The sequence below is a fragment of the Agrobacterium sp. ST15.13.013 genome (assembly GCF_027956525.1).
Classification (GTDB): domain Bacteria; phylum Pseudomonadota; class Alphaproteobacteria; order Rhizobiales; family Rhizobiaceae; genus Agrobacterium; species Agrobacterium salinitolerans.
Genome location: NZ_JAQKGP010000003.1, coordinates 16,071 through 42,465 on the forward strand (window position 1 = coordinate 16,071; position 26,395 = coordinate 42,465).

General features: G+C 60.6%; 25 protein-coding genes and 1 tRNA gene. 11 read left to right on the forward strand and 15 right to left on the reverse strand.

Annotation, left to right across the window (positions count from 1 at the left end; translation table 11 throughout):
* Positions 1–11: 11 nt before the first annotated feature.
* Both PL597_RS03735 and PL597_RS03740 read right to left on the reverse strand, forming a co-directional pair.
* Positions 12–473, reverse strand: coding sequence for a carboxymuconolactone decarboxylase family protein (locus tag PL597_RS03735; RefSeq protein WP_077985382.1), 462 nt, complete (start codon positions 471–473; stop codon positions 12–14).
* Positions 474–581: 108 nt separating this feature from the next.
* Positions 582–1,085, reverse strand: a complete 504-nt coding sequence (locus PL597_RS03740; RefSeq protein WP_077985383.1) for an RrF2 family transcriptional regulator — start codon at positions 1,083–1,085, stop codon at positions 582–584.
* Positions 1,086–1,201: 116 nt separating this feature from the next.
* On the opposite strand from PL597_RS03740, the gene PL597_RS03745 reads away from it, so the two are divergent.
* Both PL597_RS03745 and pdeM read left to right on the forward strand, forming a co-directional pair.
* The gene (locus PL597_RS03745; protein WP_271364624.1) at positions 1,202–3,733 is read left to right on the forward strand and encodes a ligase-associated DNA damage response DEXH box helicase; all 2,532 of its coding nucleotides are present in this window, start codon (positions 1,202–1,204) and stop codon (positions 3,731–3,733) included.
* 16 nt (positions 3,734–3,749) lie between these two features.
* On the forward strand, positions 3,750–4,478 hold the full coding sequence (pdeM, locus tag PL597_RS03750) for a ligase-associated DNA damage response endonuclease PdeM (RefSeq protein ID WP_077985384.1): 729 nt from the start codon (positions 3,750–3,752) through the stop codon (positions 4,476–4,478).
* A gap of 46 nt (positions 4,479–4,524) precedes the next feature.
* On the opposite strand, the gene PL597_RS03755 is transcribed toward pdeM, so the two are convergent.
* The 4 genes from PL597_RS03755 to podJ all read right to left on the reverse strand — a co-directional run bounded on the left by PL597_RS03755 (position 4,525) and on the right by podJ (position 10,885).
* On the reverse strand, positions 4,525–4,962 hold the full coding sequence (locus PL597_RS03755) for a universal stress protein (protein ID WP_077985385.1): 438 nt from the start codon (positions 4,960–4,962) through the stop codon (positions 4,525–4,527).
* A 156-nt stretch (positions 4,963–5,118) separates the two neighbouring features.
* Entirely contained in the window at positions 5,119–5,946 is an 828-nt protein-coding gene (locus PL597_RS03760; protein ID WP_077985386.1) for a TIGR02186 family protein, read from the reverse strand.
* Positions 5,943–6,869, reverse strand: a complete 927-nt coding sequence (locus PL597_RS03765; protein WP_077985387.1) for a sulfite exporter TauE/SafE family protein — start codon at positions 6,867–6,869, stop codon at positions 5,943–5,945. Before PL597_RS03765 ends, PL597_RS03760 begins: the two co-directional genes overlap by 4 nt.
* 263 nt (positions 6,870–7,132) lie before the next feature.
* Positions 7,133–10,885, reverse strand: a complete 3,753-nt coding sequence (gene podJ, locus PL597_RS03770; protein ID WP_271364625.1) for a cell division protein PodJ — start codon at positions 10,883–10,885, stop codon at positions 7,133–7,135.
* On the opposite strand from podJ, the gene PL597_RS03775 reads away from it, so the two are divergent.
* The 8 genes from PL597_RS03775 to PL597_RS03810 all read left to right on the forward strand — a co-directional run bounded on the left by PL597_RS03775 (position 10,852) and on the right by PL597_RS03810 (position 18,495).
* Positions 10,852–11,181: a hypothetical protein gene (locus PL597_RS03775; protein WP_269823424.1), complete on the forward strand. Its 330-nt coding sequence runs from the start codon at positions 10,852–10,854 to the stop codon at positions 11,179–11,181. The two genes, podJ and PL597_RS03775, sit on opposite strands and share 34 nt — an antisense overlap.
* An 80-nt stretch (positions 11,182–11,261) precedes the next feature.
* On the forward strand, positions 11,262–13,058 hold the full coding sequence (locus PL597_RS03780) for an acyl-CoA dehydrogenase C-terminal domain-containing protein (RefSeq protein ID WP_271364626.1): 1,797 nt from the start codon (positions 11,262–11,264) through the stop codon (positions 13,056–13,058).
* Between the two features lie 37 nt (positions 13,059–13,095).
* Positions 13,096–14,304: an acetyl-CoA C-acetyltransferase gene (locus tag PL597_RS03785; RefSeq protein ID WP_077985390.1), complete on the forward strand. Its 1,209-nt coding sequence runs from the start codon at positions 13,096–13,098 to the stop codon at positions 14,302–14,304.
* 8 nt (positions 14,305–14,312) lie between these two features.
* Positions 14,313–14,525: a hypothetical protein gene (locus tag PL597_RS03790; RefSeq protein ID WP_269823393.1), complete on the forward strand. Its 213-nt coding sequence runs from the start codon at positions 14,313–14,315 to the stop codon at positions 14,523–14,525.
* A 33-nt stretch (positions 14,526–14,558) separates the two neighbouring features.
* On the forward strand, positions 14,559–16,775 hold the full coding sequence (locus tag PL597_RS03795) for a 3-hydroxyacyl-CoA dehydrogenase NAD-binding domain-containing protein (protein ID WP_271364627.1): 2,217 nt from the start codon (positions 14,559–14,561) through the stop codon (positions 16,773–16,775).
* Positions 16,776–16,930: 155 nt separating this feature from the next.
* Positions 16,931–17,362 (forward strand): hypothetical protein, encoded by a 432-nt coding sequence (locus PL597_RS03800; protein ID WP_271364628.1) that lies wholly within the window; start codon positions 16,931–16,933, stop codon positions 17,360–17,362.
* A 239-nt stretch (positions 17,363–17,601) separates the two neighbouring features.
* Positions 17,602–17,677 (forward strand) — tRNA-Phe (locus tag PL597_RS03805).
* A 161-nt stretch (positions 17,678–17,838) separates the two neighbouring features.
* Positions 17,839–18,495 carry an alpha-ketoglutarate-dependent dioxygenase AlkB gene (locus tag PL597_RS03810; RefSeq protein ID WP_269826077.1) on the forward strand — a complete coding sequence of 219 codons (657 nt, stop codon included), beginning with the start codon at positions 17,839–17,841 and terminating at the stop codon, positions 18,493–18,495.
* Here PL597_RS03810 and PL597_RS03815 read toward each other — a convergent pair.
* Both PL597_RS03815 and PL597_RS03820 read right to left on the reverse strand, forming a co-directional pair.
* Positions 18,429–18,689 carry a helix-turn-helix domain-containing protein gene (locus PL597_RS03815; protein WP_137409746.1) on the reverse strand — a complete coding sequence of 87 codons (261 nt, stop codon included), beginning with the start codon at positions 18,687–18,689 and terminating at the stop codon, positions 18,429–18,431. The genes PL597_RS03810 and PL597_RS03815 overlap by 67 nt on opposite strands.
* Before the next feature lie 54 nt (positions 18,690–18,743).
* Complete coding sequence (locus tag PL597_RS03820) at positions 18,744–19,022, reverse strand: hypothetical protein (protein WP_059760524.1); 279 nt, start codon at positions 19,020–19,022, stop codon at positions 18,744–18,746.
* A 78-nt stretch (positions 19,023–19,100) separates the two neighbouring features.
* On the opposite strand from PL597_RS03820, the gene PL597_RS03825 reads away from it, so the two are divergent.
* Positions 19,101–19,433: a helix-turn-helix domain-containing protein gene (locus tag PL597_RS03825; RefSeq protein WP_137409747.1), complete on the forward strand. Its 333-nt coding sequence runs from the start codon at positions 19,101–19,103 to the stop codon at positions 19,431–19,433.
* 9 nt (positions 19,434–19,442) lie between these two features.
* On the opposite strand, the gene mnhG is transcribed toward PL597_RS03825, so the two are convergent.
* From mnhG to PL597_RS03860, 7 genes are all read right to left on the reverse strand, one after another.
* Positions 19,443–19,787 carry a monovalent cation/H(+) antiporter subunit G gene (mnhG, locus tag PL597_RS03830; RefSeq protein ID WP_137409748.1) on the reverse strand — a complete coding sequence of 115 codons (345 nt, stop codon included), beginning with the start codon at positions 19,785–19,787 and terminating at the stop codon, positions 19,443–19,445.
* The gene (locus tag PL597_RS03835) at positions 19,784–20,065 is read right to left on the reverse strand and encodes a K+/H+ antiporter subunit F (RefSeq protein WP_077985397.1); all 282 of its coding nucleotides are present in this window, start codon (positions 20,063–20,065) and stop codon (positions 19,784–19,786) included. Before PL597_RS03835 ends, mnhG begins: the two co-directional genes overlap by 4 nt.
* Positions 20,062–20,550 (reverse strand): Na+/H+ antiporter subunit E, encoded by a 489-nt coding sequence (locus PL597_RS03840; protein WP_162520457.1) that lies wholly within the window; start codon positions 20,548–20,550, stop codon positions 20,062–20,064. The genes PL597_RS03835 and PL597_RS03840 overlap by 4 nt, the downstream gene beginning before the upstream one ends.
* On the reverse strand, positions 20,547–22,193 hold the full coding sequence (locus tag PL597_RS03845) for a monovalent cation/H+ antiporter subunit D (protein WP_269826076.1): 1,647 nt from the start codon (positions 22,191–22,193) through the stop codon (positions 20,547–20,549). Before PL597_RS03845 ends, PL597_RS03840 begins: the two co-directional genes overlap by 4 nt.
* Positions 22,190–22,525 carry a Na+/H+ antiporter subunit C gene (locus tag PL597_RS03850; RefSeq protein WP_269826075.1) on the reverse strand — a complete coding sequence of 112 codons (336 nt, stop codon included), beginning with the start codon at positions 22,523–22,525 and terminating at the stop codon, positions 22,190–22,192. The genes PL597_RS03845 and PL597_RS03850 overlap by 4 nt, the downstream gene beginning before the upstream one ends.
* Complete coding sequence (locus PL597_RS03855; RefSeq protein WP_077985400.1) at positions 22,525–25,443, reverse strand: monovalent cation/H+ antiporter subunit A; 2,919 nt, start codon at positions 25,441–25,443, stop codon at positions 22,525–22,527. The genes PL597_RS03850 and PL597_RS03855 overlap by 1 nt, the downstream gene beginning before the upstream one ends.
* A gap of 106 nt (positions 25,444–25,549) precedes the next feature.
* The gene (locus PL597_RS03860; RefSeq protein WP_173988106.1) at positions 25,550–25,927 is read right to left on the reverse strand and encodes a hypothetical protein; all 378 of its coding nucleotides are present in this window, start codon (positions 25,925–25,927) and stop codon (positions 25,550–25,552) included.
* Positions 25,928–26,395: the final 468 nt, after the last annotated feature.

Consider the following 26,395-nt stretch of genomic DNA (forward strand, 5'->3'; position numbering starts at 1 on the left):
GTCAAGGGTGCTCAGGCCGCCTTCGCAGCCGCGTCGATCGGATGCTGCGAGCGGAAGCCGACCGCGATGCGGTTCCAGGTGTTGATTGCGCCGATCGCAACCGTGATTTTCACGATGTCCTCATCGGAAAAATGCGCTTTCAACGTCTCGAAGGCATCATCCGGAGCGCCGGTTTCGGCAATCTTCGTCACCGCATCCACCCAGCCAAGCAGAGCCCGTTCCTGTTCGGTATAAACGGGGGATTCGCGCCAGACGCTCATAAGGTTGATCCATTGTTCGGAAAGCCCGTCATGGCGGCTTTCCTTCACATGCATGTCCACGCAGAAGGCGCAGCCGTTGATGATCGAGGCACGCAGCTTGATGAGGTGGATGAAGCGGCGCTCAAGACCGCTGGTCTGAACATAATTTTCAAAAGCCATCATGGCCTTGAAAGCTTCGGGGGATGCTTTGGCATAGTTGACGCGGGTTTTCATGTGTTTCTCCGTTGGTTGGGTTGGTTTAAGGCGTGTGTCATCGGTCCGGGAAGCGGCAATGCCATCCGGGAACGTGATTGGTGGTTATTCCGGGTCTCGTTTTCGGGTTCAGCGCATCGTCGTCTTGCGCTCATTCATGTCCAGAAAGGCGCAGCCACGCGCGGCAATCCCGCCATCATCATTGGCAGCAAGATCACCCAGAATATCGGCGATGGTGGTTTTGGCGAGTTCGGCCCGGTAGACTTTCTCTGCTTTCAACATCGCGGCATTGATTCCGCAGGGCTTGGTGAAATAACGGCCGGGCAGCGGGTTCGGCCCGCGCTGGCGGATTTCCGCGCAACGAAACGCTGGCTGCGGTCCTTCGACCGCCAGAACGATGTCAAGCAGGGTGATCTTGTCGGTCGGTCGCGCCAGACGATATCCGCCCTTAGGCCCCGGCACCGTGGCGACAATGCCCGCGCTGGACAATGATTGCAGGTGCTTCAGAAGATAGCTCGTGGAAACGCCGTGAAATTCCGCCAGCGCCGCTGCCGATAACACGCCGCCTTCTGAAAGTCCCGCCAGCATGCCCACGCTGTGAATGGCCTGTTCAACGCCGTCGCCGAGTTTCATTAGTTCCTCACGTCTTGTTGCTGTATCGTGGATATTATTTATCCACGATTCTGATTTCCTGTCAAGCGTCGCTGGAGCGCTCTTCTTTTTCTCAGGTTTTTCACTACCTTGAAGGGGTGAAACATACCGAGTCTCCCACGTCCGGCACGCATGTCGGCACCTTGCCCCTTCCATTCCAGAAATGGTTTGCCGAAAAAGGGTGGTCTGCGCGCGCCCATCAGCTGGAGCTGATGGCACGGGCGAGGGGCGGGGAAAACATGCTCCTGATCGCCCCAACAGGCGCAGGCAAAACGCTGGGTGGCTTCCTGGCCTCGCTCACCGCTCTCACAGAGCGCGGCAAGGTTCCGCCCGGCTCCGGCTTTGTCGGCGTGCACACCCTCTACATCTCGCCGCTGAAGGCGCTTGCAGTCGATATCGAGCGAAATCTCACCAAACCCGTTTCCGAAATGGGTCTGCCGATTGTCATCGAAACCCGTACCGGCGATACGCCCCAGGCGAAACGCCAGCGCCAGAAGGTGAGGCCGCCGGATATCCTGCTGACGACACCGGAGCAGGTCTCACTGCTGCTTGCCAATAAGGAGGCGGAGCGCTTTTTCCGCGATCTGAAATATGTGGTGCTTGATGAGTTGCACTCGCTCGTCACATCCAAACGCGGCCATCTGCTGTCGCTGGCGCTCGCGCGGGTGCGCAGGCACGCGCCGGATGTGCGTTTTATCGGCCTGTCGGCCACGGTCGCCGATCCGATGGATTTGCGCCGTTACCTTGCGCCGCAGGGACAGGGCGAGCCGCCGGCCGGCCTCATCACGGTCGAAGGGGGCGCAAAGCCGGATATCTCCATTCTGCAAACGGAAGAGCGCATTCCGTGGTCCGGCCATTCCGCGCGTTATGCCGGCAAGGACTTGTACGAGGCGTTGAAGCGGCATCAGACCACGCTGGTCTTTGTGAATACGCGCTCACAGGCGGAAAGGGTCTTCCAGGAACTCTGGACCGTCAATGACGACAACCTGCCGATTGCACTGCATCACGGTTCGCTGGATGCCGGCCAGCGCCGCAGGGTGGAGGCGGCGATGGCGGAAAACAAGCTGCGCGCTGTTGTCGCGACCTCTACGCTCGATCTCGGCATAGACTGGGGCGATGTGGACTTGGTGGTGCATGTCGGCGCGCCAAAAGGCGCAAGCCGTCTTGCCCAGCGTATCGGGCGCGCCAATCACCGTATGGACGAGCCTTCAAAGGCGATCCTCGTTCCCGCCAACCGCTTCGAGGTGATGGAGTGCCGGGCCGCGCTGGATGCCAATTACATCGGCGCGCAGGATACCCCGCCCATTGCCGAAGGCGCGCTCGATGTTCTCGCCCAGCATGTGCTCGGCATGGCCTGCGCCGAACCCTTCGATGCGGATGAGCTCTATCGAGAAGTGACCAGCGCCTCGCCCTATGCCGATTTGCCGCGCCCCACCTTCGACCGGGTGGTGGATTTTACCGCCACCGGTGGTTATGCGCTGCGCACCTATGAGCGTTATGCTCGCATCCGCCAGATGAAGGATGGGCGCTGGCGCGTTTCCAATCCAGCCGTTGCCCAGCAATATCGCCTTAACCTTGGCACCATCGTCGAGGCAGCTGAACTCAATGTCCGCATGGTCAAACGCAACGCCAAGGGCACGGTCGGGCGCGGCGGCATGTCACTCGGCAAGGTCGAGGAATATTTTCTCGAACAGCTGGTGCAGGGGGACACATTCCTGTTTGCCGGAAAGGTGCTGCGTTTTGAAGGTATCCGCGAGAACGAATGTCTGGTTTCGCAGGCTTTCTCCCTCGATCCGAAGATTCCCTCCTATGCAGGCGGCAAGTTTCCGCTCTCGACCTACCTGGCGGATCAGGTGCGCTCCATGCTTGCCGATCCGGCCCGCTGGCAGGCATTGCCAGATCAGGTCCGTGACTGGCTTGAAATCCAGAAGGAAAAGTCGATCATCCCAAAGCGCGACGAGCTGCTGGTGGAAACCTTTCCCTTCCGCAAGCGCTTTTTCATGGTCATGTATCCCTTCGAGGGGCGTTTGGCGCACCAGACGCTCGGCATGCTTGTGACGAGGCGGCTGGAGCGGGCCGGCGCCAAGCCGATGGGTTTCGTTGCCACCGATTATTCACTCGCCATCTGGGCCATGGAAGATATCGGCATGCGGCTGAAATCCCGCCGCCTGTCGCTTGCAGACCTGCTCGACGAAGACATGCTGGGCGACGATCTCGAAGCATGGCTGGACGAATCCTTCATGCTGAAGCGCACCTTCCGCAACTGCGCCATCATCTCGGGCCTCATCGAACGCCGCCACCCCGGCAAGGAAAAGACCGGCAGGCAGGTGACCGTGTCGGCCGATCTTATTTATGACGTTCTTCGCAGCCATGAGCCGGATCATATCCTGCTGGAAGCCACGCGGCGCGATGCCGCGGCAGGACTTTTGGACATTGGCCGTCTTGGAGATATGCTGAAGCGAATCAAGGGACACACCACGCATCGCGCGCTGGAGCATGTCTCACCTCTTGCCGTTCCGGTCATGCTGGAAATCGGCCGGGAGACGGTGGCGGGCGAAGCGATGGACGATGTGCTGGCGGAAGCCGCCGATGAGCTGATCGCCGAGGCGATGTCCGGAAAGACCCATTGAAGGAACGACGACAACATTGCTGAGCCGGCTGACATTGAGCGACAGATTTTCCAATGGCTTCGAATGCCTTGGCAGCGAGACCGTCATCAATGGCGTTGCCGCCTGGTGCGACCCGCTGGGCGGGCTGTATCTGCCTGACCTCTCGCTGCTGGTCGTCTCCGATCTGCATCTGGAAAAGGGCGCGGCCTTTGCCCGGCGCGGCTCCATGCTGCCGCCCTACGACACCATCGCCACGCTTAAAATCCTGTCCTCGCTGATCAGCCGCTACGATCCGAGGATCGTCGTCAGCCTCGGTGACAATTTCCATGATCGCGTCGGCTCGCAGCATCTGCCGCTGCCGCTGCGCGAACTCATTCGCGAGATGGCGCGTGGCCGCGAATGGATATGGATAAACGGCAACCATGATCCCGATGGTACGGTCGATCTGCCGGGCTCTTCGGTGGACGAGATGTTTTACGGCGCTCTCGTCTTCCGCCACGAGCCGAAACCGGGAGATGCCGCCGGCGAAATCGCCGGGCACCTGCATCCCTCCGCCACGGTCCGCCGCCGTGAAAAGACGGTGCGACGGCCCTGTTTCGCCACAGACGGTTCGCGTCTATTGATGCCGGCTTTCGGGGTGATGAGCGGCGGGCTGGATTTGCGCCATAAGGCCATGCGCGGCCTCTTCGATCACGCCGCGCTCGTCGCGCATCTGATGGGGCGGGACCGCATCTATTCTGTGCGATTTTCAAATCTCATCGGCTGAGCGTATTTTCCGAACGTAAGACCGCTACGTAGTTACCGGAAATGCTCTATTGCCGGTAGACCAGCACCGGTATCTTCGAATTCTTGAGCACCTTGGCCGTGACGCTGCCGAGCAGCAACTCCACGAAGCGCCTGTGTCGGTGCGAGGCCATGGCGATGAGATCGCAGCCGCTCTTGTCGGCGATTTCGATAATCGCTTCGTCCGGCCGTCCCGCCCTTGCCAGCAGGGCCTCGCAATCCAGCCCCATGGCCGCGGCATGCGCCTGCGTATCCCTCAGCAGATGTTCCGCTTCCTCGCAGCGGTGAAATTCCTCTTCGGCAATGGCGGCAATGTCCTCGACATCGCTGGCAATCACGTGAAAGGGTTCCGATACCGTCACCACGGTCACCTTTGCGCCTGCCTCCCTGGCGAGAGCGAACCCTTGGTCGATTGCGATCTGTGCCAGCGGCGAGCCATCGGTGGGAATGAGAATGTGCTTGAACATGACATTTCTCCTTTTCATCCCCGTCACAACCGCACATACCGCCATAACCTGGGTGCGGGGTTGTAACGCCTTGAATTTTACCGCAAACCGTTGGCGGAAGCGAATGCTATCTTCGCCGACTGGGACGGCAGACACTCTCTTTTTCGGAAAAAATGGTCAGTCTTTGCGGAAGATGATGCTGGCGCCCCAGCCGGTCACGACTGCCAGCAGAACGCAGAGCGCGCCATAGGCAAGCGGCGTCTGATGCGCGGCATCGGTGATCGCCTGTTCCATGCCCGTCTTGACGACGCGCAGTTTCAGTTCGCGCTGGGCGATGAATTTGCCGCTCTTGAAGAGATAGGCGCGGGCGGTATGCACGCCATTCGGCACGTTGGCCGGCAGGCGCAAAGTCGCCCAGAACAGGCCGGTGCGTTCCAGCCGCACCCCGGTTGTGTCGTTGCGATAGATGCCGCTGGAAAGCTTCAGACGCCGATAAGCCTCCTGAAAGTCGAAAACATTGTCCGGCACGCCGGAGAAGACCGCGCTTTTCAGTGACAGATGGTCGACGCCGAGCCCCATGGCGCGGAGCGTTCCGGGCGAGGCGATGTCGGCGGTATTGCGCGTGCTGGCCATGGAATAGGATTCCGGCAGCGGCGTGAAGGTGATGGCACTGGTATTGATCCATATGCCCGCCACGCGCTGTTTCTTGCGCACGGTCATATAGTCGCTCGGCCCTTCCAGCGTTACGACAATGTCATATTGTCCGATGGCCAGCAGCAGCTGGTCGGTATTGTTGAGTGCGCCGAAGAGGGTGAAATCCGCGCCGCGAAAATCCGAAGCGATGGGAATTTCGGTGGTCGATGCGCCGATTTCGATGTTTTCCTGCAGCGGCGGCTGCTGCGGACCGGGCGGCAGGGCAAGCGGCGGCGTCTGGGCCGAAGCCGGTTGTCCGAGGGAAAGACATGAGGCCAGCGCAAGGGCGGCAAGCAGCAAATGGCGGATCAATAACCTAACCCCCCAACGGCGACTGAAAACAGGTCTTCCGGGCGCACCACCAGCGACACGGCAAGGCGAAGCGCAACAGCGAGGACGAGAAGCGCCAGCAGGGCGCGCAGCTGTTCGCCGCGCAGTTTTTGGCCGACGCGCACGCCATATTGCGCGCCAATGACGCCCGCCACCATCAGGATGAAGGCCAGCACCACATCGACGGAATAGTTGGTCGCTGCCTGAACGACGGTCGTATAGGCGGTCACGAAAATGATCTGGAACAGCGAGGTGCCGACGACCACATTGGTCGGAATACGCAGAAGATAGATCAGTGCCGGCACCATGATGAAGCCGCCGCCGACACCCATGACGGAGGTGAGGATGCCGATGGCGAAACCCAGCGTGACGACGGGAATGATGCTGAGATAGATCTTCGATTTCTTGAACCGCATTTTCAGCGGCAGGCGGTGCACCCAATTATGATGGCCCGGCCGGCGCAACGTCACGGCTTCGTTGCGTGCAGCGCGGCGGAGCGCCGAAATGCTTTCTTTCAGCATCAGGCCGCCGACGGCGCCGAGCAGGATGACATAGAGGAGCGAAACGATGAGATCGAGCTGGCCGATGCTGCGCAGGAAGGAGAATATCCAGACGCCGACCGTCGCGCCCACAAGACCGCCGACGAGCAGGACGGTGCCGAGCTTGACATCGAGCGTCCCGCGCCGGAAATGCGTGATCGCGCCGGAAACGGAGGAAGCCACCACCTGGTTCGCGCCCGTCGCCACGGCCACCACAGGCGGAATATTGTAGAAAATCAGAAGCGGGGTAATCAAAAAGCCGCCGCCCACGCCAAACATGCCGGACAGAAAACCGACGGCCGCGCCCATGCCGAGAATGATGAAAATATTCACCGACAGTTCTGCGATCGGCAGATAGACAGTCACGGCTCGGACCTCGGGCAAATGGTTCCGGGCGGCATGGCTTGTCCGGGTGAGGGGGCCGCGCCGCGATTTACACTTTCTGTCTGAAAAGACCGGGCATGCCCGATCTTCATCCGTCATGCCCACGAGGGCCTGACCTGTCAACATTCAACGGCAAATACGTTGATAATTTGGAAAGATAGCGGCCGTGTGTCGGCAGCGGGTCACATTCCTGCGCCGGGCTGAGCGAAAGCGGCCAAAGGGCCGCTTCGCCGGTTCTTGAATGTTTATTTGTTGCGGGCGAGAAGCGCGGTGACCAGTTCGTTGGTAATGCGCCCGTCCGGGGTCTGGCCCACGGATTTCTGGAAGTCCTTGATGGCCGTCACGGTGTTCTTGCCGAGCTTGCCGTCAGGTTGGCCGGCATCGAAACCGTTCTTGTTCAGGATCGCCTGAATGTTGCGGATCGCCTTTTCCATGTCCACGGAGGCGGTCTTCACGCCCTCCTTGCCAGCCCATTCCTCAGGCGGGTTGACGCTGTTGGCGTCTTCCGAAAGCGGCTTGACCTTCCAGGCGTCCACCTTGGCCTTTGCGCTCTGAAGCTGCTGCGGGTTCAAGGCCCCCGCCACTTCGTCGCGCTTCTGGGCGGCGTCGGCGTCACCATCCTTGGCTGCGATGGCGAACCACTTGTAGGATTCCTCGATGTCCTGCTTCACGCCGCTGCCGCGTGCATAAAGAATAGCGAGATTGAACTGGCTGTCACGAACGCCGAGGTCGGAGGCTTTGATGAACCATTGCGCGGCGGCGGCGAAATCCGGCTGACCGGCCGCATCGGAAGCGAGCAGGACGGCGAGATTATGCATGGCGCCCGCATTGCCCTGTTCCGCGGCCAGCGTGTAATAGCGCTTGGCTTCGGGAAGGTTACGTTCGACGCCGTTCGCCTTCTCGTAAAGATTGGCGAGGCGATATTGCGCGGGTGCGAGGCCGCGATCTGCGGCGAGTTTGTACCACTTTGCCGCCTCGGTGCGGTCGGCGGCAACGCCGCGGCCATCGGTGTAACGGGCTGCGATCTCGAACAGCGCCTGCGTGTCCCCCTTGGCGGCCGCTTCGGCAAGCGAAGCGGGTTCGATGCCGGCGGGAACGGTGATGGCGTCCTGGACGGGAACAGTCGTGGCGGCAACCTGTGCCGGAGCCGAGGGTTCGTTCTGCGCGACGGTGCCGGAATTTGCCGCATCCACGGCGGGAACGTCGGCAACCGGCGGCTCGTCTGGCAGCGGCGCGCCGCCGATGGTGCGTGGATCGATGATATTTTCCGCCGGTGCGGTGTTTTCGATGCTATCGGCGGATGCGGCCTGTTCCGGATCGATGGCGAGATCGGACGGAATGGTCACGGCCTTCTCACCCGTTTCGGGAAGCGCGGAAACCGGGCCCTGGTCCGTCTTCTGCTCGATGATCGGCGCCGGAGCTTCCGCGCCGCCGATCAGTGTCTTGACGAGCGGCATGGCCATCATTGCCAGAAGAATGGCGCCGATGCCGAGCAGCAACGGGCGACGATAGCGCGAAAGCGTGGAGGTGTCAGTCTTGCGGCTCTTCTTGCCTGTGTCCAGCTTCTCCGGCGATGTTTCCATGGCGGCGGCCTGCGCTGCACGACGGGCGGCGGCAATGAAATCCGTCCGTCCTTCGGCGTCTGCGGCCTTGCCGCTGGCGGCCACCTGGCTGGCGCGAACGCGCTCGAGGATTTTCTTGATATCGGGCGCGCCCGAACCAGGCTCCAGAAGTTCGTTCTCCTGACCGGCAGGCAGAACGTCGATCGGATCGAGCGACGGGGCGGGCTCAACCTGCGTGCGGGAGGAGGAGGAGGAGGCCGATATCGGTTCTTTTTCGGCTTTGACGGTCTTTGCAGTACCCGTTTTGAAACTCTTCGTCAGGCCGGCGAGCAGGCTCTTTTTTTCCACCTTCGCGGGTTTCGCTGCAGCAGGAGGCACGATGGCGTCCGCATCCTTCTCGTCGTCGTCGAGAATGGCCTGTTCTTCGGCAATATAACCCTCTTCCGGGAAAACGGCGGCCGGCATGGACACATGTTCGCGCGCGGGGACCGCCCCAGGTTGCGCAACGCTGCGCTGCGCGGCCTGTTCGCGGTAGACCGGAGCATTGTCGAGGTTGTCCAGCCGGCCGGCAATCTGCACCAGCGTCTCATGCAGCGCTTCGAATGTGCGGTGCGTACGTTCTTCGGTATTGCGGCTCAAGGCTTCGAGACTGCGCAGATCGGTCGCAAGATCGGTTAGCATGCTCATGTCGGCAAGGTTGGCGCCGGCCGAGAGATTGTTGCGGGTATAGGCGTCCAGAACGGCCTCGGCCGCCTGCCGGGCTGCCTCGATGATATATTCGTCGTTGGACGCCATGTAGTCTTCGATGGCCGCCATGCGGGCGTCGAGTTCAGGCGGCATGGCCGCGGCCTGCATCTGCACCGGCTGGCTGATCAGCGTCGAGAGATGGGCGATCTGGTTTTCGAGGCTTGCGAGCGCATGGCTGTCGGCGGGCGCGGCATGGGCGGTCTCGTCGAGGCGGGCGGCAATGTTGCCGAGCCGCTCTTCCAGACGCGAGAAAGCGCTTTCGCTGAGGTCCGATGCCGGCTGCGGCTGGCTGTAACGATAATCGAGGTCCTCGATCCGCCGGGAGAGCAGGTCGAGCCGCTCGGCCAAGCCGTCATTGACGGCGCCGTGATCCAGCGCGTCGATCTTGCGGGAAATATCGCTGAGGAAAGAGGTCAGTTCCGCCTGTTGCGAGGGGCGCTGCGACCGTTCCAGAAGCAGCGACAGCTGGTCCAGCCGCTCATGCAACTGCGCGGCGTCGCGGGCGGTGCTGAGTTCGTCGATCTTGCCGGCCAGCGCTTCAAGGCGGGCGGTGAGGTCCGGCGCCGGTTCAGGTTTTGCGGCGGCAAGGCGGTTGATGTCGCCAAGCTGTTCGGCAAGGCCGTTCAGCCGGTTCTCCAGACGCTGCGCCAGCGCATTGTCCGTTGCCTGCGCATTGGAGCGCGTGCCGGATGCGGCAATGGCGCGGCTGATTTCATCCAGCCGCTGGTCGAGACCGGAAAACTGTTCGGTAAAGGCCGCTTCGTTCGGCTGGATGTGCTTGCCGAGCTGCTCCACGGCGCTGGCAATCGCAATCAGCTTGTCTTCGAGCACGCGCACGGCCGGATTGTTGCTCATGCCGCCAAGCTGCGTCTTGATGTCATCGAGACGATAAGCGAGCGAAACGATCTCATCCTGCAACGCGCCGGCGTCGAAACCGCGCAGCGTGTCTTCCACATTGTTCCAGCGGCTTTCGATCCGGTGTACGCTGTCTTCGCGTGCCAGCTGGTCGATGGTGGCGCGCAGGTCCTCGAATTCGTTGCGCAGGCCATAAGCGTCAGGGGACGCCAGATTGCCGAGCTGGTCGATGCTGCCGGCCAACCGCGCGATGTCGTCGCGCAGATCGCCGATGAATTGCTGGTCTTCCGCCACCGCACGGATATTGCGGATTTCGGCACGCAGTCCCTGCGCTTCGCGGGCAACGCCCTCGGCGATATCGTGCTTCAGCTCGTGCCGCAGATTGACCAGCGCCTGGGCGATCTCCTGCAGGGCTGCGTCATCGCGCTGCGGTTCCTGATGGGGCGGCATGGCACGGGCGCGCGGCGCGGGAGCGGCCGTCTGCTGGGTTTCCCTCGAGCCATATGCCGGCGCGAGCGGCCGGGTAATCGTCCGTTCCGGGCGGACGGCGGGTTCCTGCGGGCGCTGGAAGCTTGCCTCGAGAAGACGCTGGCGCTGGCGGATTTCGTTGACGGGATCAAGCTGCGGTGGCGTAACGGCAGCGCGGGGCTCACGCGACGCGGCATAGGGCTCGGTCTTGGGCTCTGCCTGAGCGCTCGCGGATCGCGGATCGCGCGGGAACTTCTGGCTCATCAGCCCCTCGATGCGGGCTTCAAGGCCTTCAATGGTGCGATTGAGAGCATCAAGAGACGACCTGTCGCTTGGCTGTTGGTTTTTCGATCGCAATCCGTTCATCTTTTCGCTCGCTTCGCTTCCGCCCGCTGTGCCCGGTTATATGTCGCGACGTGGCCTGCCTGAACACGCCGTCGCCGCAACATGCAGCAATTCCAGAGCCGGTATTTGCCCCCTTTGAGGAAAATGCGCCGAGTACGAAGCAGTTACCTCTGTCGGGAGAATTCACGAAACGTGGTAAAGAAGTGGTTAACTATGGTCGGAATTTTTTAACTTTTACGGCGCATGGCCGCCTGACGCCGGGCCGGATATACGTTGCGCGAAAAAGGAGAAGGAATATTCCGCCGAAATTTATTTGACGTTTACGCGCACGTCAAATATTGTCATCCCATATCGGCCGGATTATCGCCGGCGCCCACGATGCGGAGGAACATCGGTAATGCCTGTTTACAAGGCCCCAGTTAAAGACACGCTTTTTATCCTGAACGACGTTCTTGGCCTCGAGCGGTATAACAACCTGCCCGGCTTCGAGGACGCAACCCCCGATATGATCGAGGCCATTACCGGTGAAGCCGCAAAGCTTGCCGAAGAGCGGCTTTTCCCGCTCAACCTTTCCGGTGATCAACAGGGCTGCAAGCGCGCCGATGACGGTTCGGTTTCGGTGCCGGATGGTTTCAAGGATGCCTATGACGCCTATTGCGAGGGCGGCTGGATCGGTCTTGCCGTGCCGCCGGAATTTGGCGGACAGGGCTTGCCCTACACGCTGCATGCCGCCATTGGCGAATATATGTCGTCCGCCAACCTGTCGCTGATGATGTATCCCGGCCTGACGCAGGGCGCCATCGCTGCCGTCCTCGTCCATGGCACGCAGGAGCAGAAAGAAACCTATCTGCCGAAGATGGTCGAGGGAACGTGGTCCGGCACCATGAACCTCACCGAACCCCATTGCGGCACCGATCTCGGCATGCTGCGCACCAAGGCTGTGCCGCAGGCTGACGGCAGCTACAAAATTTCCGGCCAGAAGATCTTCATCTCCGCCGGCGAACATTCCATGACTGACAATATCGTCCATCTGGTGATTGCCCGCATTGAAGGCGCGCCTGAGGGCACCAAGGGCATTTCGCTCTTCATCGTACCGAAGTTCCTGGTCAAGGAAGACGGCACGCTCGGCGAGCGCAACGGCGTCACCTGCGGCGCCATCGAACACAAGATGGGCATTCACGGCAACGCCACCTGCGTCATGAATTACGATGACGCGACGGGTTATCTGCTTGGTGCGGAAAACAAGGGCCTGTCGGCCATGTTCGTGATGATGAACGAGGCCCGCCTTGGCGTCGGCCTGCAGGGTCTTTCCGTCGGTGAGATCGCCTATCAGAACGCTGTCGAATATGCCCGAGAGCGCATTCAGGGCCGCTCGCTTTCCGGCGCGAAATTCCCGGACAAGAAGGCCGATCCGATCATCGTGCATCCGGATATCCGCCGCACGCTGATGACCATCAAGGCCTATAACGAGGCGGGCCGCGCCTTCCTGCTGTGGACGGCGCTGCAATCCGACATCGCCCATCGCTCAACCGATGAGAAGGAGCGCCAGACAGCGGATGACCTGCTCGGCCTCGTCACGCCGATCCTCAAGGGTGTGCTTACTGACAAGGGCTTCGACCACGCCGTGATGGCGCAGCAGGTCTTCGGCGGCCATGGCTACATCGAAGAACATGGCATGAGCCAATATGTCCGCGATGCGCGTATCACCATGATCTACGAAGGTGCCAACGGCATTCAGGCGCTCGATCTGGTCGGTCGCAAGCTCGGCATGAATGGCGGCCGCGCCGTCATGGCACTGTTCAAGGAAATCGGCGATTTCTGTGAGGAAAACCGCGCTGATGAAAAGCTCAGCCTTTACACCAAGGGCCTGAAGAAGGGCTTGAACGACCTGCAGGCCGCAACCATGTGGTTCATGCAGAACGCCATGGCCAAGCCCGACAATGCCGGGGCCGGTTCGACCGATTATATGCATCTCTTCGGCATCGTGGTGCTGGGTTACATGCAGGCGCGCATGGCGAAAGCCGCCAGTGAAGCGCTAGCGGCAGGCAGCACTTCGGACGAGGATTTCCTCAAGACCAAGCTTGTCACGGCGAAGTTTTACATGGAGCGCATCATGCCGGAAACGGCGCTGCGCAAGGCCCGCATCGAAACCGGCGCGGACACCATGATGGAACTGGCTGCGGAAGCATTCTGAGAAGGTTGGCGGTAAACACGCCGCAGGGAGAGAGTTTATGACCGACGTATTTATCTACGACCATGTCCGCACCCCGCGCGGACGCGGCAAGAAGGATGGCAGCCTGCATGAGGTGCCCTCCGTTCGCCTGGCCGCCAAGACGCTGGAAGCCATCCGCGATCGCAACGGGCTCGACACCTCTGCTGTCGATGACATCATCATGGGCTGCGTCGATCCTGTCATGGATGCCGGCGCGGTGATCCCGAAAGCCGCCGCCTTTGAGGCGGGTTACTCCAACAAGGCGCCGGGTATGCAGATCTCGCGCTTCTGCGCCTCGGGTCTCGATGCCATCAACTTCGCAGCCGGCAAGGTCAAGGCCGGCTCGGACGATATCGTCATCGCCGGCGGCGTCGAAAGCATGTCGCGCGTCGGCATGGGCATGTCTGGTGGCGCCTGGTACATGGACCCCTCGGTCAACTTCCCGGCCTTCTTCATGCCGCAGGGCGTTTCGGCCGATCTCATCGCCACCAAATACGGCTTCTCCCGTGACGATGTCGATGCTTATGCTGTCGAGAGCCAGAAGCGTGCGGCGCATGCCTGGGAAAAGGGCTATTTCAACAAGTCGGTCATTCCGGTGAAGGACCAGAACGGTCTGACGATCCTTGATCGCGACGAGCACATGCGCCCCGGCACCGATATGCAGGCGCTTGCCTCCCTCAATCCTTCCTTCCAGATGCCGGGTGAAATGGGTGGCTTTGAAGCCGTTGGCATCATGGCCCACCCGGAGGTGGAGCGGATTAACTACGTGCACCACGCCGGCAACTCTTCCGGCATTGTCGATGGCGCCGCCGCCGTGCTGGTCGGCTCCAAGGCGGGCGGCGAGGCGATGGGCGTGAAACCCCGCGCCCGCATCAGGGCTTTCGCCAATATCGGTTCCGATCCGGCGCTGATGCTGACCGGCCCGGTGGATGTGACCGAGAAGCTCCTGAAAAAGACCGGAATGTCGCTTGCCGATATCGATCTTTTCGAACTCAACGAAGCCTTCGCCGCCGTCGTCCTGCGTTACATGCAGGCTTTCGACATCAGCCATGATCGGATGAACGTCAATGGCGGCGCCATCGCCATGGGCCATCCGCTCGGCGCAACCGGCGCGATGATCCTCGGTACTGTCCTGGATGAGCTGGAGCGGCGCGATCTGAACACCGCGCTCGTCACGCTCTGCATCGGCGCGGGCATGGGCACGGCGACGGTTATCGAGCGGGTTTGAGGCAGGCCATGAGGCGCGAGGTTTACGAGCGGCCCAAGAATGAGATCGAACAGCAACTGGCGCGGCACAATCTGGAAAAGGATATGGCACAGGATCATAGGGCGTCCATCCGCCCTGTTTCCGCTGTCCACATCCGACGGCTCCGGGCAGAGCGTTGGGGCTTGATCGTGTTTCTCGTTCTTGTGGTCAGTTGTATCGGCCTTGCAATCGGACTGTCGTAACCGCAGGGAAATTTGAGGGAAGAGGAATCCCAAATGAGCACTTACACCAATTTCACCATCGAGACGGACGCAGACGGCATTGCCCTCGTCACCTGGGACATGCCGGAAAAATCCATGAATGTCTTCACGTCAGAGGTTCTTGAGGAACTGAACGCCATTGTCGATGCCACCGTTGCCGATGGCGCGGTCAAGGGCGTCGTCTTCACTTCGGGCAAAAGCAGCTTTTCCGGCGGTGCCGATCTGTCGATGCTGAAGTCCATGTTCGCCCTTTATAATGACGAAAAGGCGAAAAGCCCCGACGCTGCCGCGGCGAAGCTGTTCGAACTCGTCGGTCGCATGACCGGCCTGTTCCGCAAGATCGAGACCAATGGCAAGCCGTGGGTCTCGGCCATCAATGGCACCTGCATGGGTGGCGCGTTTGAGCTTTCGCTCGCCTGCCATGGCCGCGTGGCCTCCAGTGCCAAGAGCCTCAAGATCGCCCTGCCGGAAGTTAAGGTCGGCATCTTCCCCGGCGCCGGCGGCACCCAGCGCGTCTCGCGCCTGACGGACGCGCAATCCGCCTTGCAGATGATGACGACCGGCCAGTCGCTGACCGGCGCGCGCGCCAAGGCCATGGGGCTGGTTCATCAGGTGGTGGAGCCGGATCAGCTGGTCGCAACCGCAAAGCAGATGATCAAGGACGGCCTGAAGCCGGTCGCACCTTGGGATGAAAAGGGCTTCAAGGCCCCCGGCGGCGGCATCTGGACGCCGGCCGCAGCTCAGCTCTGGCCGGCCGCACCGGCCATCCTGCGCCGCGAAAGCGCCGGTAACTATCCGGCCGCCCTCGCCATCCTGAAATGCGTGTATGAAGGCCTGCAATTGCCCTTCGATACCGCGCTGAAGGTGGAGCAGCGTTATTTCACCGAAATCCTGCGCTCGAAGGAAGCCTTCGGCATGATCCGCTCGCTGTTCATTTCCATGCAGGAACTGAACAAGGGTGCGCGTCGCCCGGCAGGCCAGCCGAAGACGGAGTTCAAGAAGGTCGGCGTCGTCGGCGCGGGCTTCATGGGTGCTGCCGTGGCCTATGTTACCGCCGCAGCCGGTATCCCCGTCACGCTGGTGGACCGGGACCAGGAAGCCGCCGACAAGGGCAAGGGCCATTGCGAGGAAAGCGTCAAGGCCGCCATAACCAAGGGCAGGCTGACGCAGGATGAAGGCAAGGCCCTGCTCGACCTCGTTACCCCGACAGCGGATTACGCCGCGCTCTCCGACGCCGATCTCGTCATCGAAGCCGTGTTCGAGGACCGCGACGTGAAGAAGGCCGTCATCGAGGCCGTGGAAGCCGTGTTGCCTGAAGGCGCGATCTTCGCCTCCAACACCTCTACCTTGCCAATCACTGGTCTTGCGAAGAACTCCAAGCGCCCGGTGGATTTCATCGGCATCCACTTCTTCTCGCCTGTCGAGAAGATGATGCTGACGGAAGTCATCCTTGGCAAGGAAACGGGCGACAAGGCGCTCGCCGTCGCGCTGGATTACGTGGCGAAAATCAAAAAGACGCCGATCGTCGTCAACGATACACGCGGCTTCTTCGTCAATCGCTGCGTGCTGCGCTATATGGCGGAAAGTTACGACATGCTGATCGAAGGCGTTCCGCCCGCCATGATCGAAAATGCCGCTAAATTCGCCGGCATGCCGGTCGGCCCGCTGGCGCTGAACGACGAGGTGGCGATCGATCTTTCCTACAAGATCCTGAAAGCCACCGTCGCCGATCTCGGCGAAAAGGCGGTTGATCCGCGCCATATGGAACTCGTGAAGAAGCTGGTGGAAGGCGAGGGCCGGTTCGGCCGCAAGAACGCCAAGGGCTTCTACGACTATCCGCAAAAGCCCGCCAAGAAATCCCTCTGGCCCGGCCTGAAGGACCTCTATCCGCAGCAGAAGCCTGAAGCGGTGGATATGGAGGTACTGAAACAGCGCTTCCTCGTCACCGTGGCGCTGGAAGCCGCCCGCACGGTGGAAGAAGGCATCGTCACCGATCCGCGTGAGGCGGATGTCGGCTCCATCCTCGGTTTCGGCTTTGCACCTTATACCGGCGGCGCGCTGTCCTACATCGATGGCATGGGCGTCAAGACCTTCGTGGCACTCGCCGAAAAGCTCAGCGAGACCTATGGCCCACGCTTCAGGCCGACGCCGCTGCTGAAGGAGATGGCCGCCAAGGGCGAGACCTTCTACGGTCGCTTCGATCCTTATGCCAGCGCCGCCAAGGCGGCCTGAGGCTTCACGCGAGACATTGAACAGGTCCTTCGGGGCCTGTTTTATTATGCCTGCCTCCCCGCTTTCCGTGCATCCTTTGCTCAGTTGAGGCGTTGAAGGGGCTGACCGGGCAAAACTGCCCGCCGCAGCAATTTAGCATGCGTCAGGAGACAACGATGAAAGCACCACTGCGATCCCACGGTTTCGACAAGCCATCCGACCTGGACGACGAATTGGCCGAACTGGAGGAAGAGGCCGAAGCTGTAGCTGCCGAAGCAAAGGCGGAAAAGCCCGCAGCCAGGAGAACGCGGACCGCAAATACCATCGACCCGGCGCTGCGCGCCGAATTGGACGAGCTTCGCAAACAGGTCGACAAGATCAGCCGCGATGTCAAACGGCTGGAGGCTGCCCAGCATTCCCGCCACGCGCCCGCACGGCCCCACCACGAGCGCGACGGCGAGAATTCCCGCCTGATGACGGTGGTGCGCTCCGTCGCCGTCAGCTCGCTTGCCAGCCGCATCTTCGCTTCCTCGCCCGTCATGGCGGCGCTGGTGGCCGTTGTGCCAATTGCGCTTGGCCTTGCCGCACGACGCAATGAGGGGGCGTAAGCCGCTACCTGCCACGCCGGCACCCGCTGGCCCGGCGGATGCCCAGGAGCGGGTTTTCCGCCGCAATCCGGCCTTCGCGGGGCAGACTTTCGAGCCATCCACAGGCACCGTGAAAAAACTGTCAAAAAACTTCGCGATGGCGCTTGCCATGTCCGAACAAGATGTTATAACCCCGCTCACTTTCGGGGCACCAAACAGCCCCGCCCGCCAAAAGCGGAGGTTCTTCAAGGACCTGAAGTGCCCGGATAGCTCAGTTGGTAGAGCAGCGGATTGAAAATCCGCGTGTCGGTGGTTCAAATCCGCCTCCGGGCACCATTTATCTCCAATTGCATTGTTGATGGATTGTGCGCATGGACGGCTTGTCCATTTGCAGGCAAATTTCGATGAGTAGCTACCGCCATCATATGCTTTTGATAGGCCCGGTGTAACCATAGGCCAACCCTGTTTGTTGCAGGCAGTTGGAGAGCAGCCCGCAAATGGATCGTGTCACAAGCCCACCTCTTCTACCTCCCGGCATTGTCTATTTTGACGGCTTTCTCTCTCCAGAGGAGGAGATCGCCGTCGCTGACAAACTGGATGCGGGCGTGTGGAGCACGGAGTTGAAACGCCGCGTGCAGCATTTCGGTTATCGGTACGACTATAAAGCGCGCGCTGTTACCGCGGATGCGTATATCGGGCCGTTGCCGCCATGGCTTGGCGTGTTCGCGGAGCGGTTGGTTACCACAGGTTATTGCCGGGATTTGCCCGATCAGGTTATCGCGAACGAATATCTTCCCGGGCAGGGCATCAGCGCGCATGTCGATTGTGTGCCCTGTTTTAACGATGGGATCGTATCGCTAAGCCTTCTATCTGCCTGCGAGATGGTTTTCCGCGAATTGCGTGGGCCAGCCATATGCGGCGTCTTGCTTCAACCTCGCTCCGGCATCTTGCTGAGAGACGCTGGCCGCTACGGGTGGACCCATGAAATTCCGGCTCGAAAATCGGATATCGTGAATGGAGTTAGGACAGCCCGAAGCGACGAATTTCCCTCACTTTTCGCAAAGTTATTGCTTCGAAACAGTCTTGATCAGAGAGGAGAGCATTGTTCTTTTATTCGCTCGAGTAAAAGGCTGAGAAGCTGTATCGGGTCTTGATCCATCGCCGCCGACAGTTTTGCAAACTCAACGACATCTATGCGTCTTTCAGCCCCTTCGGCCTTTGCGACATAGGACTGTGGCTTACCCAGCCGATCTGCGATTTGCTGCTGGGTTAACCCTGCTTTTCGCCGCGTGTCGGTCAGTATCTCAACAAGAAGCCGATACTCGGGTGTATGCGTAGACTTTGTCATGTGCCGAAAAATCTCAAAAATCGCAGTGCCAAGGGTCGATCCTGAATTATCCTGCTACGGGATATTGTCGCGGCACTCAAGTTCTCTGCGCACACGCCGCCATTTGCCCTGCTCGAAGCTTCGCGAATAGCGCCATGCCCGGTCTTCTTCCATTGCGGCGAATTCCTCCGCGCGCTCGCCATGTCGTTCAATCAGGTCATCGGCAAGGCGTTTAATCTCCGAGCTTGGTAAGAGCAGGGGTCGAATGCGGGTCTGCCATTCGAGCCAGAGGTAAGCCGCCAGGACGAAACTGCAGCCCGCGATGAGATAGAGATAATCGGCGCTGAGCGGCATGGCCTACCTATAATGACGTGATCGTTAACGCCATAATGTACATAGACCCGTGGTTTCTGTCAGGAACAATCTGTTCCTATGGAATCATTTGCAGCAAATCTGAAAAGGCGCGCGAAGGAGCTTGGTCTCTCCAATGCGGAAGTTGCCCGCCGAGCGGGACTTACGGAGCGTCGTTACGGCAATTACATCATGGGCCGAAGGGAGCCCGATCTGGCGACACTCGTTCGGATAGCCACCGTTCTGGATAGCACTCCGAACGCATTGCTTGATTTTGAGAAGAAAACAGCCGCGCTGACTGGCCATGATCTGCTGAAAGCAAAGATCGCTTCGGCAGCAAATGCACTGCCGGAAAGCGATCTGGAAGTCATGGCCATCGCAATTGAGGCAGTGGCGAACAGCCGGGCAAAGTAGCCCGGCGCTCTAAAGATGCTCCCGATTATCCGAATTCTGTTCCGCCCGGTCCCGATAAAGCGCCGCGCGCCCCAGCAGCATCAGGGAAACCGGGGTCGTCACCGTCATAAAGATGCCGATGAAGATTTCGTGGAAGGCGAAGCGGTCGCCGGAGACGGAGAAATAGATGATCGAGGCCATGACAATGCCGCCGGTGCCCCAGCTGGTGCCGAGCGTGGGCGCATGCAGACGCTCATAGAAGCTGTTCAGTCTGGCAAAGCCGATGGTGCCGATCAGTGTCAGCGAGGCGCCGAGCAGCACGAAGAAAGCCACGGCAATGGCCGCCCAGAGCGGGAATTCGTGTGCTTCGCTCATTCGATCACCTCGCCGCGCATCAGGAATTTGGAAAGGGCGACGGTTGAGACGAAGCCGAGGATGGCGATCAGCAGCGATGCCTCGAAGTAGATGTCATTGCCGGTGCGCAGGCCGAAGGTCAGGAGAAGCAGCATGGCGTTGACATAGAGCGTATCCATGCCCAGCACGCGGTCCTGCGCGCGCGGGCCGATGGCGATACGATAGACGGAGATCGCCATGGCGATGGCGAGCATGAGCTGCGCCAGCGAAAAGGACCAGAAAAGAATAATCGAACTCATTCGAATATCTCCATCAGCAGTTTTTCATATCGGTTCTTGATGAGGCTTATCCAGGCCGCCTCATCCACATCGTCGAGAACGTGAAGCAGAAGCGTGCCTTGGCTGGAATTATATTCGAGCCATGCGCTTCCGGGCGTCGAGGTGAGGATCGTCGCCAGAACGGCCAGCGCCATCGGGTCGCGAATATCGAGCGGCACCGCCAGGAAGCCGGATTTGCGGTCCCTTTCGCGCTTGAACAGGATGATCTTCACGACTGAGATATTGGACCTGATGATATCGTAAAGCACGATCAGGATCAGCATTGCGAGCTTGTGCCAGTTGCGGATGCGCGGCTTGGCGGGCCTGAGCGACGCCATCGCCCAGGAGGCGATGAGCGCGACACCGGTGCCAAGCAGCAAATGCCCCGGCGAAAAGCTGTTGATCGTCAGCCAGAAGAAGATCAGCGAGATCGTCAGCAGCGGGTAGGGCAGGAGACGGCTCATCATGGTTCGGCCTCCGGATTGGTACCCGCTCGCGGTGCGGAAATCACGCCCTGAATATAACTCGCCGGCAGGTCGAGAATACGCGCCGTCTCCTGCATGTAGCGCATCACCGGACCCGCCTGCACGGTCATGGCAAGTGTCAGCCCGAGCAGCAGCATGATGGGCGCGATTTCGATGACGAGCACGCGCGGCACGGTGCCTTCAATGGAAGCCCAGAAGGTGCGGATGCCGGCACGGGTCATCGAGATCAGCGAAGCGAAACCGGCAAAGACGATCAGGAAAACCAGCCACCAGGAGAGCGTGGAAACGCTGTCATTGGCGCCAAGCCCGGAAGGGTTGAGAATGGCGGTCAGCATCGAGAATTTGGCGATGAAGCCCGAAAGCGGCGGCAGGCCGGCGAGAAGAATGCCGCAGGCCGCAAAACAGGCGCCGAGCACCGCTATGGTGGCGGGCATGGTCACCCCGACTTCTTCTTCCTCCTCTTCTTCCTCGCCCTCGCCATAGGCCTCCATGGTCACGGCCAGAACGTTTGCGCCCGCATCCTGTCCGCGCTCGACGAGTTCGATCAGCATGAAGAAGGCGCTGATGGTGAGGGTGGAGCTGACCATGTAATAAAGCGCGCCGGCCGCAACCGTCGGATTGCCGGTGCCCATGGCGGCGAGAAGCGTTCCTGACGAGACGAGAACCGAAAAACCGGCAAGCCTCCCCAGCGCCTGCGACGCCAGAACGCCGATGGCCCCGAAAATGATGGTGGCGATGCCGCCGACAAGCAGGGCATCATGGCCGAAGCTGGCAGATTCTCCCGCCGTCTGCCCGAAGAGCAGAAAGGACAGGCGGGCGATGACATAAATCCCGACCTTGCTCATGATGGCGAAGAGCCCGCCCACCGGGGCCGACGCCGCACCATAGGCGGAGGGCAGCCAGAAATTCAACGGCCACATGCCGGCCTTGACCAGAAAGGCGATGCCGAGGACGGCAGAGCCGGTTTCCAAGAGCATACGCTGATCCGGGTTGAGGCCCTCGATACGATGGGCGAGATCGCCCATGTTCAGTGTGCCTGTCACGCCATAGATGAGGCTGACGCCGATCAGGAAGAACAGCGCGGCGACAAGGTTGATGGCGATGTAATGCAGCCCTGCCTTCACGCGCTGCTGGCCGGAACCATGCAGCAGCAGGCCATAGGAAGCCGCCAGCATCACTTCGAAGAACACGAAGAGATTGAACAGGTCCCCGGTCAGGAACGCGCCGTTGACACCCATCAGCATCATCTGGAACAGCGAATGGAAATGCGCGCCCGACCTGTGCCACTTCGCCATCGAATAGATCAAGGAGGGAATGGCAAGCAGCGCCGTCAGCAGCACCATCAGGCCTGAAAGACGGTCGGCGACGAGCACGATGCCGAAGGGCGCCGGCCAGTTGCCGAGCAGATAGACGCCGCTCGAAACCACGGCGGCGATCTCTGTATTGACCGTCGAGTTCACCTCGCGGAACAGTAATATGGCGACCACCAGCAACAGCACGGTAGAGGTGAGGCTGATGGCGGCCTTCGCCACGCGCTGGCGCTCGTCGAAGAACAGCAGAAGGGCCGCGGTAATCAGCGGCAGCAGGATAGGCGCTATGACGATGTGGAAGGGGAAAGACATCATTTCGTCTCCCTCCCGTCCACATGGTCGGTGCCTGTGAGGCCGCGGGCGGCAAGCAGCACGACGAGGAACAATGCGGTGGTGGCGAAACCGATGACGATGGCCGTCAGCACCAGAGCCTGCGGCACGGGGTCGGCCAGCGTGGAGCTGTCGATACCGTTGACCAGCACCGGCGGCGCGTTGGTCTTGATGCCGCCGACGCCGAAGATGAAGAGATTGACAGCGTAAGACAGCAGCGAAAGCCCGACGATGACCTGATAGGTGCGCGGGCGCAGCACCAGCCAAACGCCGGAGCCGGTCATGATGCCGATGCCGATGGCGAGAATGAGTTCCATTACACGTCCTCCGCTCTTGCGGCTTCAGGCGTGCGAACGCGGTAGTTGCGCAACGATTGGTGTGCCAGTGCTATCAGGATAAGAACAACGGAGCCGACGACCAGCGAGAAGACGCCGAGATCGAACAGCAGGGCGGATGCGGTCGGCATTTTGCCGATATAGGGTATCTCCGTGTACTGGAAATAGGAGGTCAGGAACGGGTAGCCGAAATACCATGAGCCGATACCCGTCGCCGCCGCCATCAAAAGGCCGAAACCCATCCAGCGCAGCGGCAGGATGCGGATGCGGTCCTCCGCCCAGCGTGCGCCGCCGGCGAGATATTGCAGCAGGAAGCCGATGGCCATGGTGATGCCGGCCGCAAAGCCGCCGCCCGGCAGGTCGTGCCCGCGCATGAACAGGAAGATCGAGAAGGTGATGATGACCGGGAACATCCACTGCATCACGATGGACGGCACATAGAGATAGTCGCGGACCGTATCGCCCTTGCTGCGGTCCGGCCGTTCGGCATCGAAGGCGTTCTGCATCTGCTGCTGTTCCGGCACTCCGACACTTTCATGGGCGGGGCGGAAACGGCGAAGCAGCGCAAAGACGGTGAGCGCGACGATGGCCAGAACCGCGATTTCACCGAAGGTATCGAAGCCGCGGAAATCGACCAGAATGACATTGACGACATTGGTGCCGCCGCCTTCGGTATAGGCGCGTTCGAGGAAATAGGTCGCAATCGCGTTCGGCACGGGCAACGTCATCACGGCATAGGCGATGACGGACATGCCGATGCCGCTTGCGGCCGCCAGCAGGAAGTCACGGGCGCGGCGAAGCTGCGCAGGGAACTCGTTGCTGCTGTCGACTTTCTCGAAGCGTTTCGGCAGCCATCTGAGACCGAGCAGGATGAGAACCGTGGTGACGATTTCCACCAGCAGCTGGGTGATGGCGAGATCCGGCGCCGAAAGCCAGACGAAGGTGAGGCAAGTGACAAGTCCCGAGACGCCCAGCATGACAAGCGCGGCGAGGCGATGATATTTCGCCTGCCAGGCCGCACCCATGGCCGCGATCATGCCGATCAGCCAGAGAATGGCGAAGATCGGATCGAATGTCGTGACGCGTGGCAGCGAGAGGGAGAATTCCGAAAGGAAGAGCGGCGAGAAACCGGCAAGAAGCGCCACGAGGATGAGGAGCCTCAGCTGCGGCTGCAGACGCCGCGTGCCGAGCGTGCTTTCCAGCCACCGCGCCCATTTCCAGGATACGGTGACGAGAATGCGCTCGAAGATGCGCTGTCCCCGCAAATGCCGGAAGACCGGCGGGCCGTCGTCGCAGCGCGAGAAATAACCGCCGAGCAGGGCATAGATCGTGACGCCGCCGATCAGCGCCGCGATACTCATGATCAGCGGCAGGTTGAAACCGTGCCAGATCGACAGGCTGTAGACCGGCGTTTGCGCGCCGAGAACGGAAAGCACGGCCGAATGCAGGAACGGGCCGATGGAGAGGCTCGGAACGATGCCGACGATCAGGCAGGCAAAGACGAGGAATTCAATGGGGAAGCGCATCCAGCGCGGCGGCTCGTGCGGATGCGGGTTCGGCAGATCAACGGGCTTGGGGCCGAAGAAGACCGTGTGGATGAAGCGCAGCGAATAGGCGACGGCGAACGCGCCCGACAGCGTCGCGACATAGGGCAGCGCCCGATCCAGGAGCGAGTCGGCATGGGTTTCGACGGCTTCGGCAAAGAACATTTCCTTGGAAAGGAAGCCGTTGAACAGCGGCACGCCAGCCATGGCCGCGCTCGCCGCCATGGCGAGCGTCGCGGTCGCCGGCATATAGGTGTAAAGCCCGCTTAAGCGCCGCATGTCGCGGGTGCCGGTTTCATGGTCGATGATGCCGGCCGCCATGAAGAGCGAGGCCTTGAAGGTGGCGTGGTTGACCATGTGGAAGATGGCGGCAACCGCCGCAAGCGGGCTGCCGAGGCTGAGCAGCGTGGTGATGAGGCCGAGGTGGCTGATGGTGGAATAGGCCAGCAGCCCCTTCAGATCCTGCTGGAACATGGCGAAATAGGCGCCGAGCAGCAGGGTTATGATGCCGGCCGCACCCACCAGCCAGAACCATTCCGGCGTGCCCGCCAGCACCGGCCAGAACCGCGCCAGCAGGAAAACTCCGGCCTTCACCATGGTGGCCGAATGCAGATAGGCGGAAACGGGTGTGGGCGCCGCCATGGCGTTGGGCAGCCAGAAATGGAACGGAAACTGTGCGCTCTTGGTCAGCGCACCGCCGAGGATAAGGATAAGCGCCGGTAGATAGAGAGAATGGGCGCGGATGGTGGCCCCTGCCTCGATGATCTTGTCGAGGTCATAGCTTCCCGCCATGTGCCCGAGGATCAGCAAACCGGCCAGCAGGCTGAAGCCGCCGATCCCGGTCACGGTCAGCGCCATGCGCGCGCCGTCGCGTGCGCCGGCGTTCTGATGCCAGTATCCGATCAGCAGGAACGAAAAGATGCTGGTCATTTCCCAGAAGATCGACAGCAGGATGACGTTGCCGGAGAGCACCACGCCAATCATCGAACCCATGAAGGCGAGCAGGAAGGCAAAGAAGCGCGGGATCGGGTCTTCGGCCGACATGTAATAGCGGGCGTAGAGCACCACCAGCAGGCCGATGCCGGTAATCAGCATCGTGAAAATCCAGGCAAATCCGTCCAGCCGCAGGGTAAAGTTCAGGCCGAGCTGGGGCAGCCATTCCACATCATATTTAAGGACCGCGCCACCGCTGACGCTTGTATAAAGAAAGATGCTGCTGACAAGGCCGAAAAGGGCGACTGCGCCCGCGACGGCGGCGGGACCGGCGGCCGCACCCTCACGCGGCATGAAAGCCGTCAGGAGCGCGCCGACGAAGGGCAATGCGACAATGAATGGAAGAATGGTTGCAAGTGTCATATGCGGCGGCGGTTTTCTCTCTGGAATGGGAGCCTACGGCGGGTTTCCGACGCCTCCGATCCCTCAAGGTTCGCGATGAACCTGATGATGCTGACCGCCGGAATGACTAGTACATAATATGCGGAGGCGCGCGTGGAACCACACAGGCAAAGTCTCGGGAAGTTTGTGGCACGATGGCAACAGCAGCGAGCGAGACTTCGGCGTCATCCCTGAGGTTCGGGGCGAATGAAGCGAATTCGCCATAACGAAAGTCCGAACCGGTGTCGCCGGTCCTGCAGCCGAAATCGTTGCCGCTATCGCAAGCTTTTTCGCGAAGAGAAACCGAACGGCCCGGATCGACGCTCTGCAATCGCTCAAGGCGGCTGGTTTTGGAAAGGGTCTTGACGCCAGCCTGGGCTTGAAAGCCGATCATGACGAGCAGGCTCGCGACCACGATACCGATCAGCACTTGCGGATGGCGCCTTGAACTGCGGCCTTTCTCCATCCATGGCAAGTTGGCATCTCCTTGATCGTAAAGGTCTCTTTAAGCGTCACCGTTGAGCGAATATCGTGTTGATTTGTTTTAGGGGAAGCCTGACATGCTTGTCCAGCGCGCGTGCGGGAAAAAGCGCCGACCGTGTTCGATTCATTTTTGTTTTTGTGCGTTTGCGGCAAAGTGAGGGCGCCATTGGCTAAAAGCTTTTACAAATTTTACCGTTTGACGCCGTCGCCTTTGTTTCTTAACTTTCAAGCAAGGAATTAACCATAAAGATTGATGGTATTTCGACGGCGGAATGGGGTTCTCTCCCCTTCCAGGCATGACGCCGCACTGCCGTACCGGTGCCGATCCGGTATTTTCGTTTCTTGGTTCAAGAAGGTCTGGCAAGCGTCGATGCCGCATCGTCCGCGATGGGTATGTTCGTTCAAAAATCCCCTTAGGGTGCTGGCATTCTGAACCTTGGCAAAATTGGCC

What these genes read in the sequence shown, in the direction of transcription:
- PL597_RS03735 (WP_077985382.1), bottom strand. Translation starts at nt 473, where the DNA reads ATGAAAACCCGCGTCAACTATGCCAAAGCATCCCCCGAAGCTTTCAAG.
- PL597_RS03740 (WP_077985383.1), bottom strand. Translation starts at nt 1,085, where the DNA reads ATGAAACTCGGCGACGGCGTTGAACAGGCCATTCACAGCGTGGGCATG.
- PL597_RS03755 (WP_077985385.1), bottom strand. Translation starts at nt 4,962, where the DNA reads ATGTTCAAGCACATTCTCATTCCCACCGATGGCTCGCCGCTGGCACAG.
- podJ (WP_271364625.1), bottom strand. Translation starts at nt 10,885, where the DNA reads ATGAACGGATTGCGATCGAAAAACCAACAGCCAAGCGACAGGTCGTCT.
- PL597_RS03780 (WP_271364626.1), top strand. Translation starts at nt 11,262, where the DNA reads ATGCCTGTTTACAAGGCCCCAGTTAAAGACACGCTTTTTATCCTGAAC.
- PL597_RS03785 (WP_077985390.1), top strand. Translation starts at nt 13,096, where the DNA reads ATGACCGACGTATTTATCTACGACCATGTCCGCACCCCGCGCGGACGC.
- PL597_RS03790 (WP_269823393.1), top strand. Translation starts at nt 14,313, where the DNA reads ATGAGGCGCGAGGTTTACGAGCGGCCCAAGAATGAGATCGAACAGCAA.
- PL597_RS03795 (WP_271364627.1), top strand. Translation starts at nt 14,559, where the DNA reads ATGAGCACTTACACCAATTTCACCATCGAGACGGACGCAGACGGCATT.
- PL597_RS03800 (WP_271364628.1), top strand. Translation starts at nt 16,931, where the DNA reads ATGAAAGCACCACTGCGATCCCACGGTTTCGACAAGCCATCCGACCTG.
- PL597_RS03810 (WP_269826077.1), top strand. Translation starts at nt 17,839, where the DNA reads ATGGATCGTGTCACAAGCCCACCTCTTCTACCTCCCGGCATTGTCTAT.
- PL597_RS03815 (WP_137409746.1), bottom strand. Translation starts at nt 18,689, where the DNA reads ATGACAAAGTCTACGCATACACCCGAGTATCGGCTTCTTGTTGAGATA.
- PL597_RS03820 (WP_059760524.1), bottom strand. Translation starts at nt 19,022, where the DNA reads ATGCCGCTCAGCGCCGATTATCTCTATCTCATCGCGGGCTGCAGTTTC.
- PL597_RS03825 (WP_137409747.1), top strand. Translation starts at nt 19,101, where the DNA reads ATGGAATCATTTGCAGCAAATCTGAAAAGGCGCGCGAAGGAGCTTGGT.
- mnhG (WP_137409748.1), bottom strand. Translation starts at nt 19,787, where the DNA reads ATGAGCGAAGCACACGAATTCCCGCTCTGGGCGGCCATTGCCGTGGCT.
- PL597_RS03835 (WP_077985397.1), bottom strand. Translation starts at nt 20,065, where the DNA reads ATGAGTTCGATTATTCTTTTCTGGTCCTTTTCGCTGGCGCAGCTCATG.
- PL597_RS03840 (WP_162520457.1), bottom strand. Translation starts at nt 20,550, where the DNA reads ATGATGAGCCGTCTCCTGCCCTACCCGCTGCTGACGATCTCGCTGATC.
- PL597_RS03845 (WP_269826076.1), bottom strand. Translation starts at nt 22,193, where the DNA reads ATGATGTCTTTCCCCTTCCACATCGTCATAGCGCCTATCCTGCTGCCG.
- PL597_RS03850 (WP_269826075.1), bottom strand. Translation starts at nt 22,525, where the DNA reads ATGGAACTCATTCTCGCCATCGGCATCGGCATCATGACCGGCTCCGGC.
- PL597_RS03855 (WP_077985400.1), bottom strand. Translation starts at nt 25,443, where the DNA reads ATGACACTTGCAACCATTCTTCCATTCATTGTCGCATTGCCCTTCGTC.
- PL597_RS03860 (WP_173988106.1), bottom strand. Translation starts at nt 25,927, where the DNA reads ATGGAGAAAGGCCGCAGTTCAAGGCGCCATCCGCAAGTGCTGATCGGT.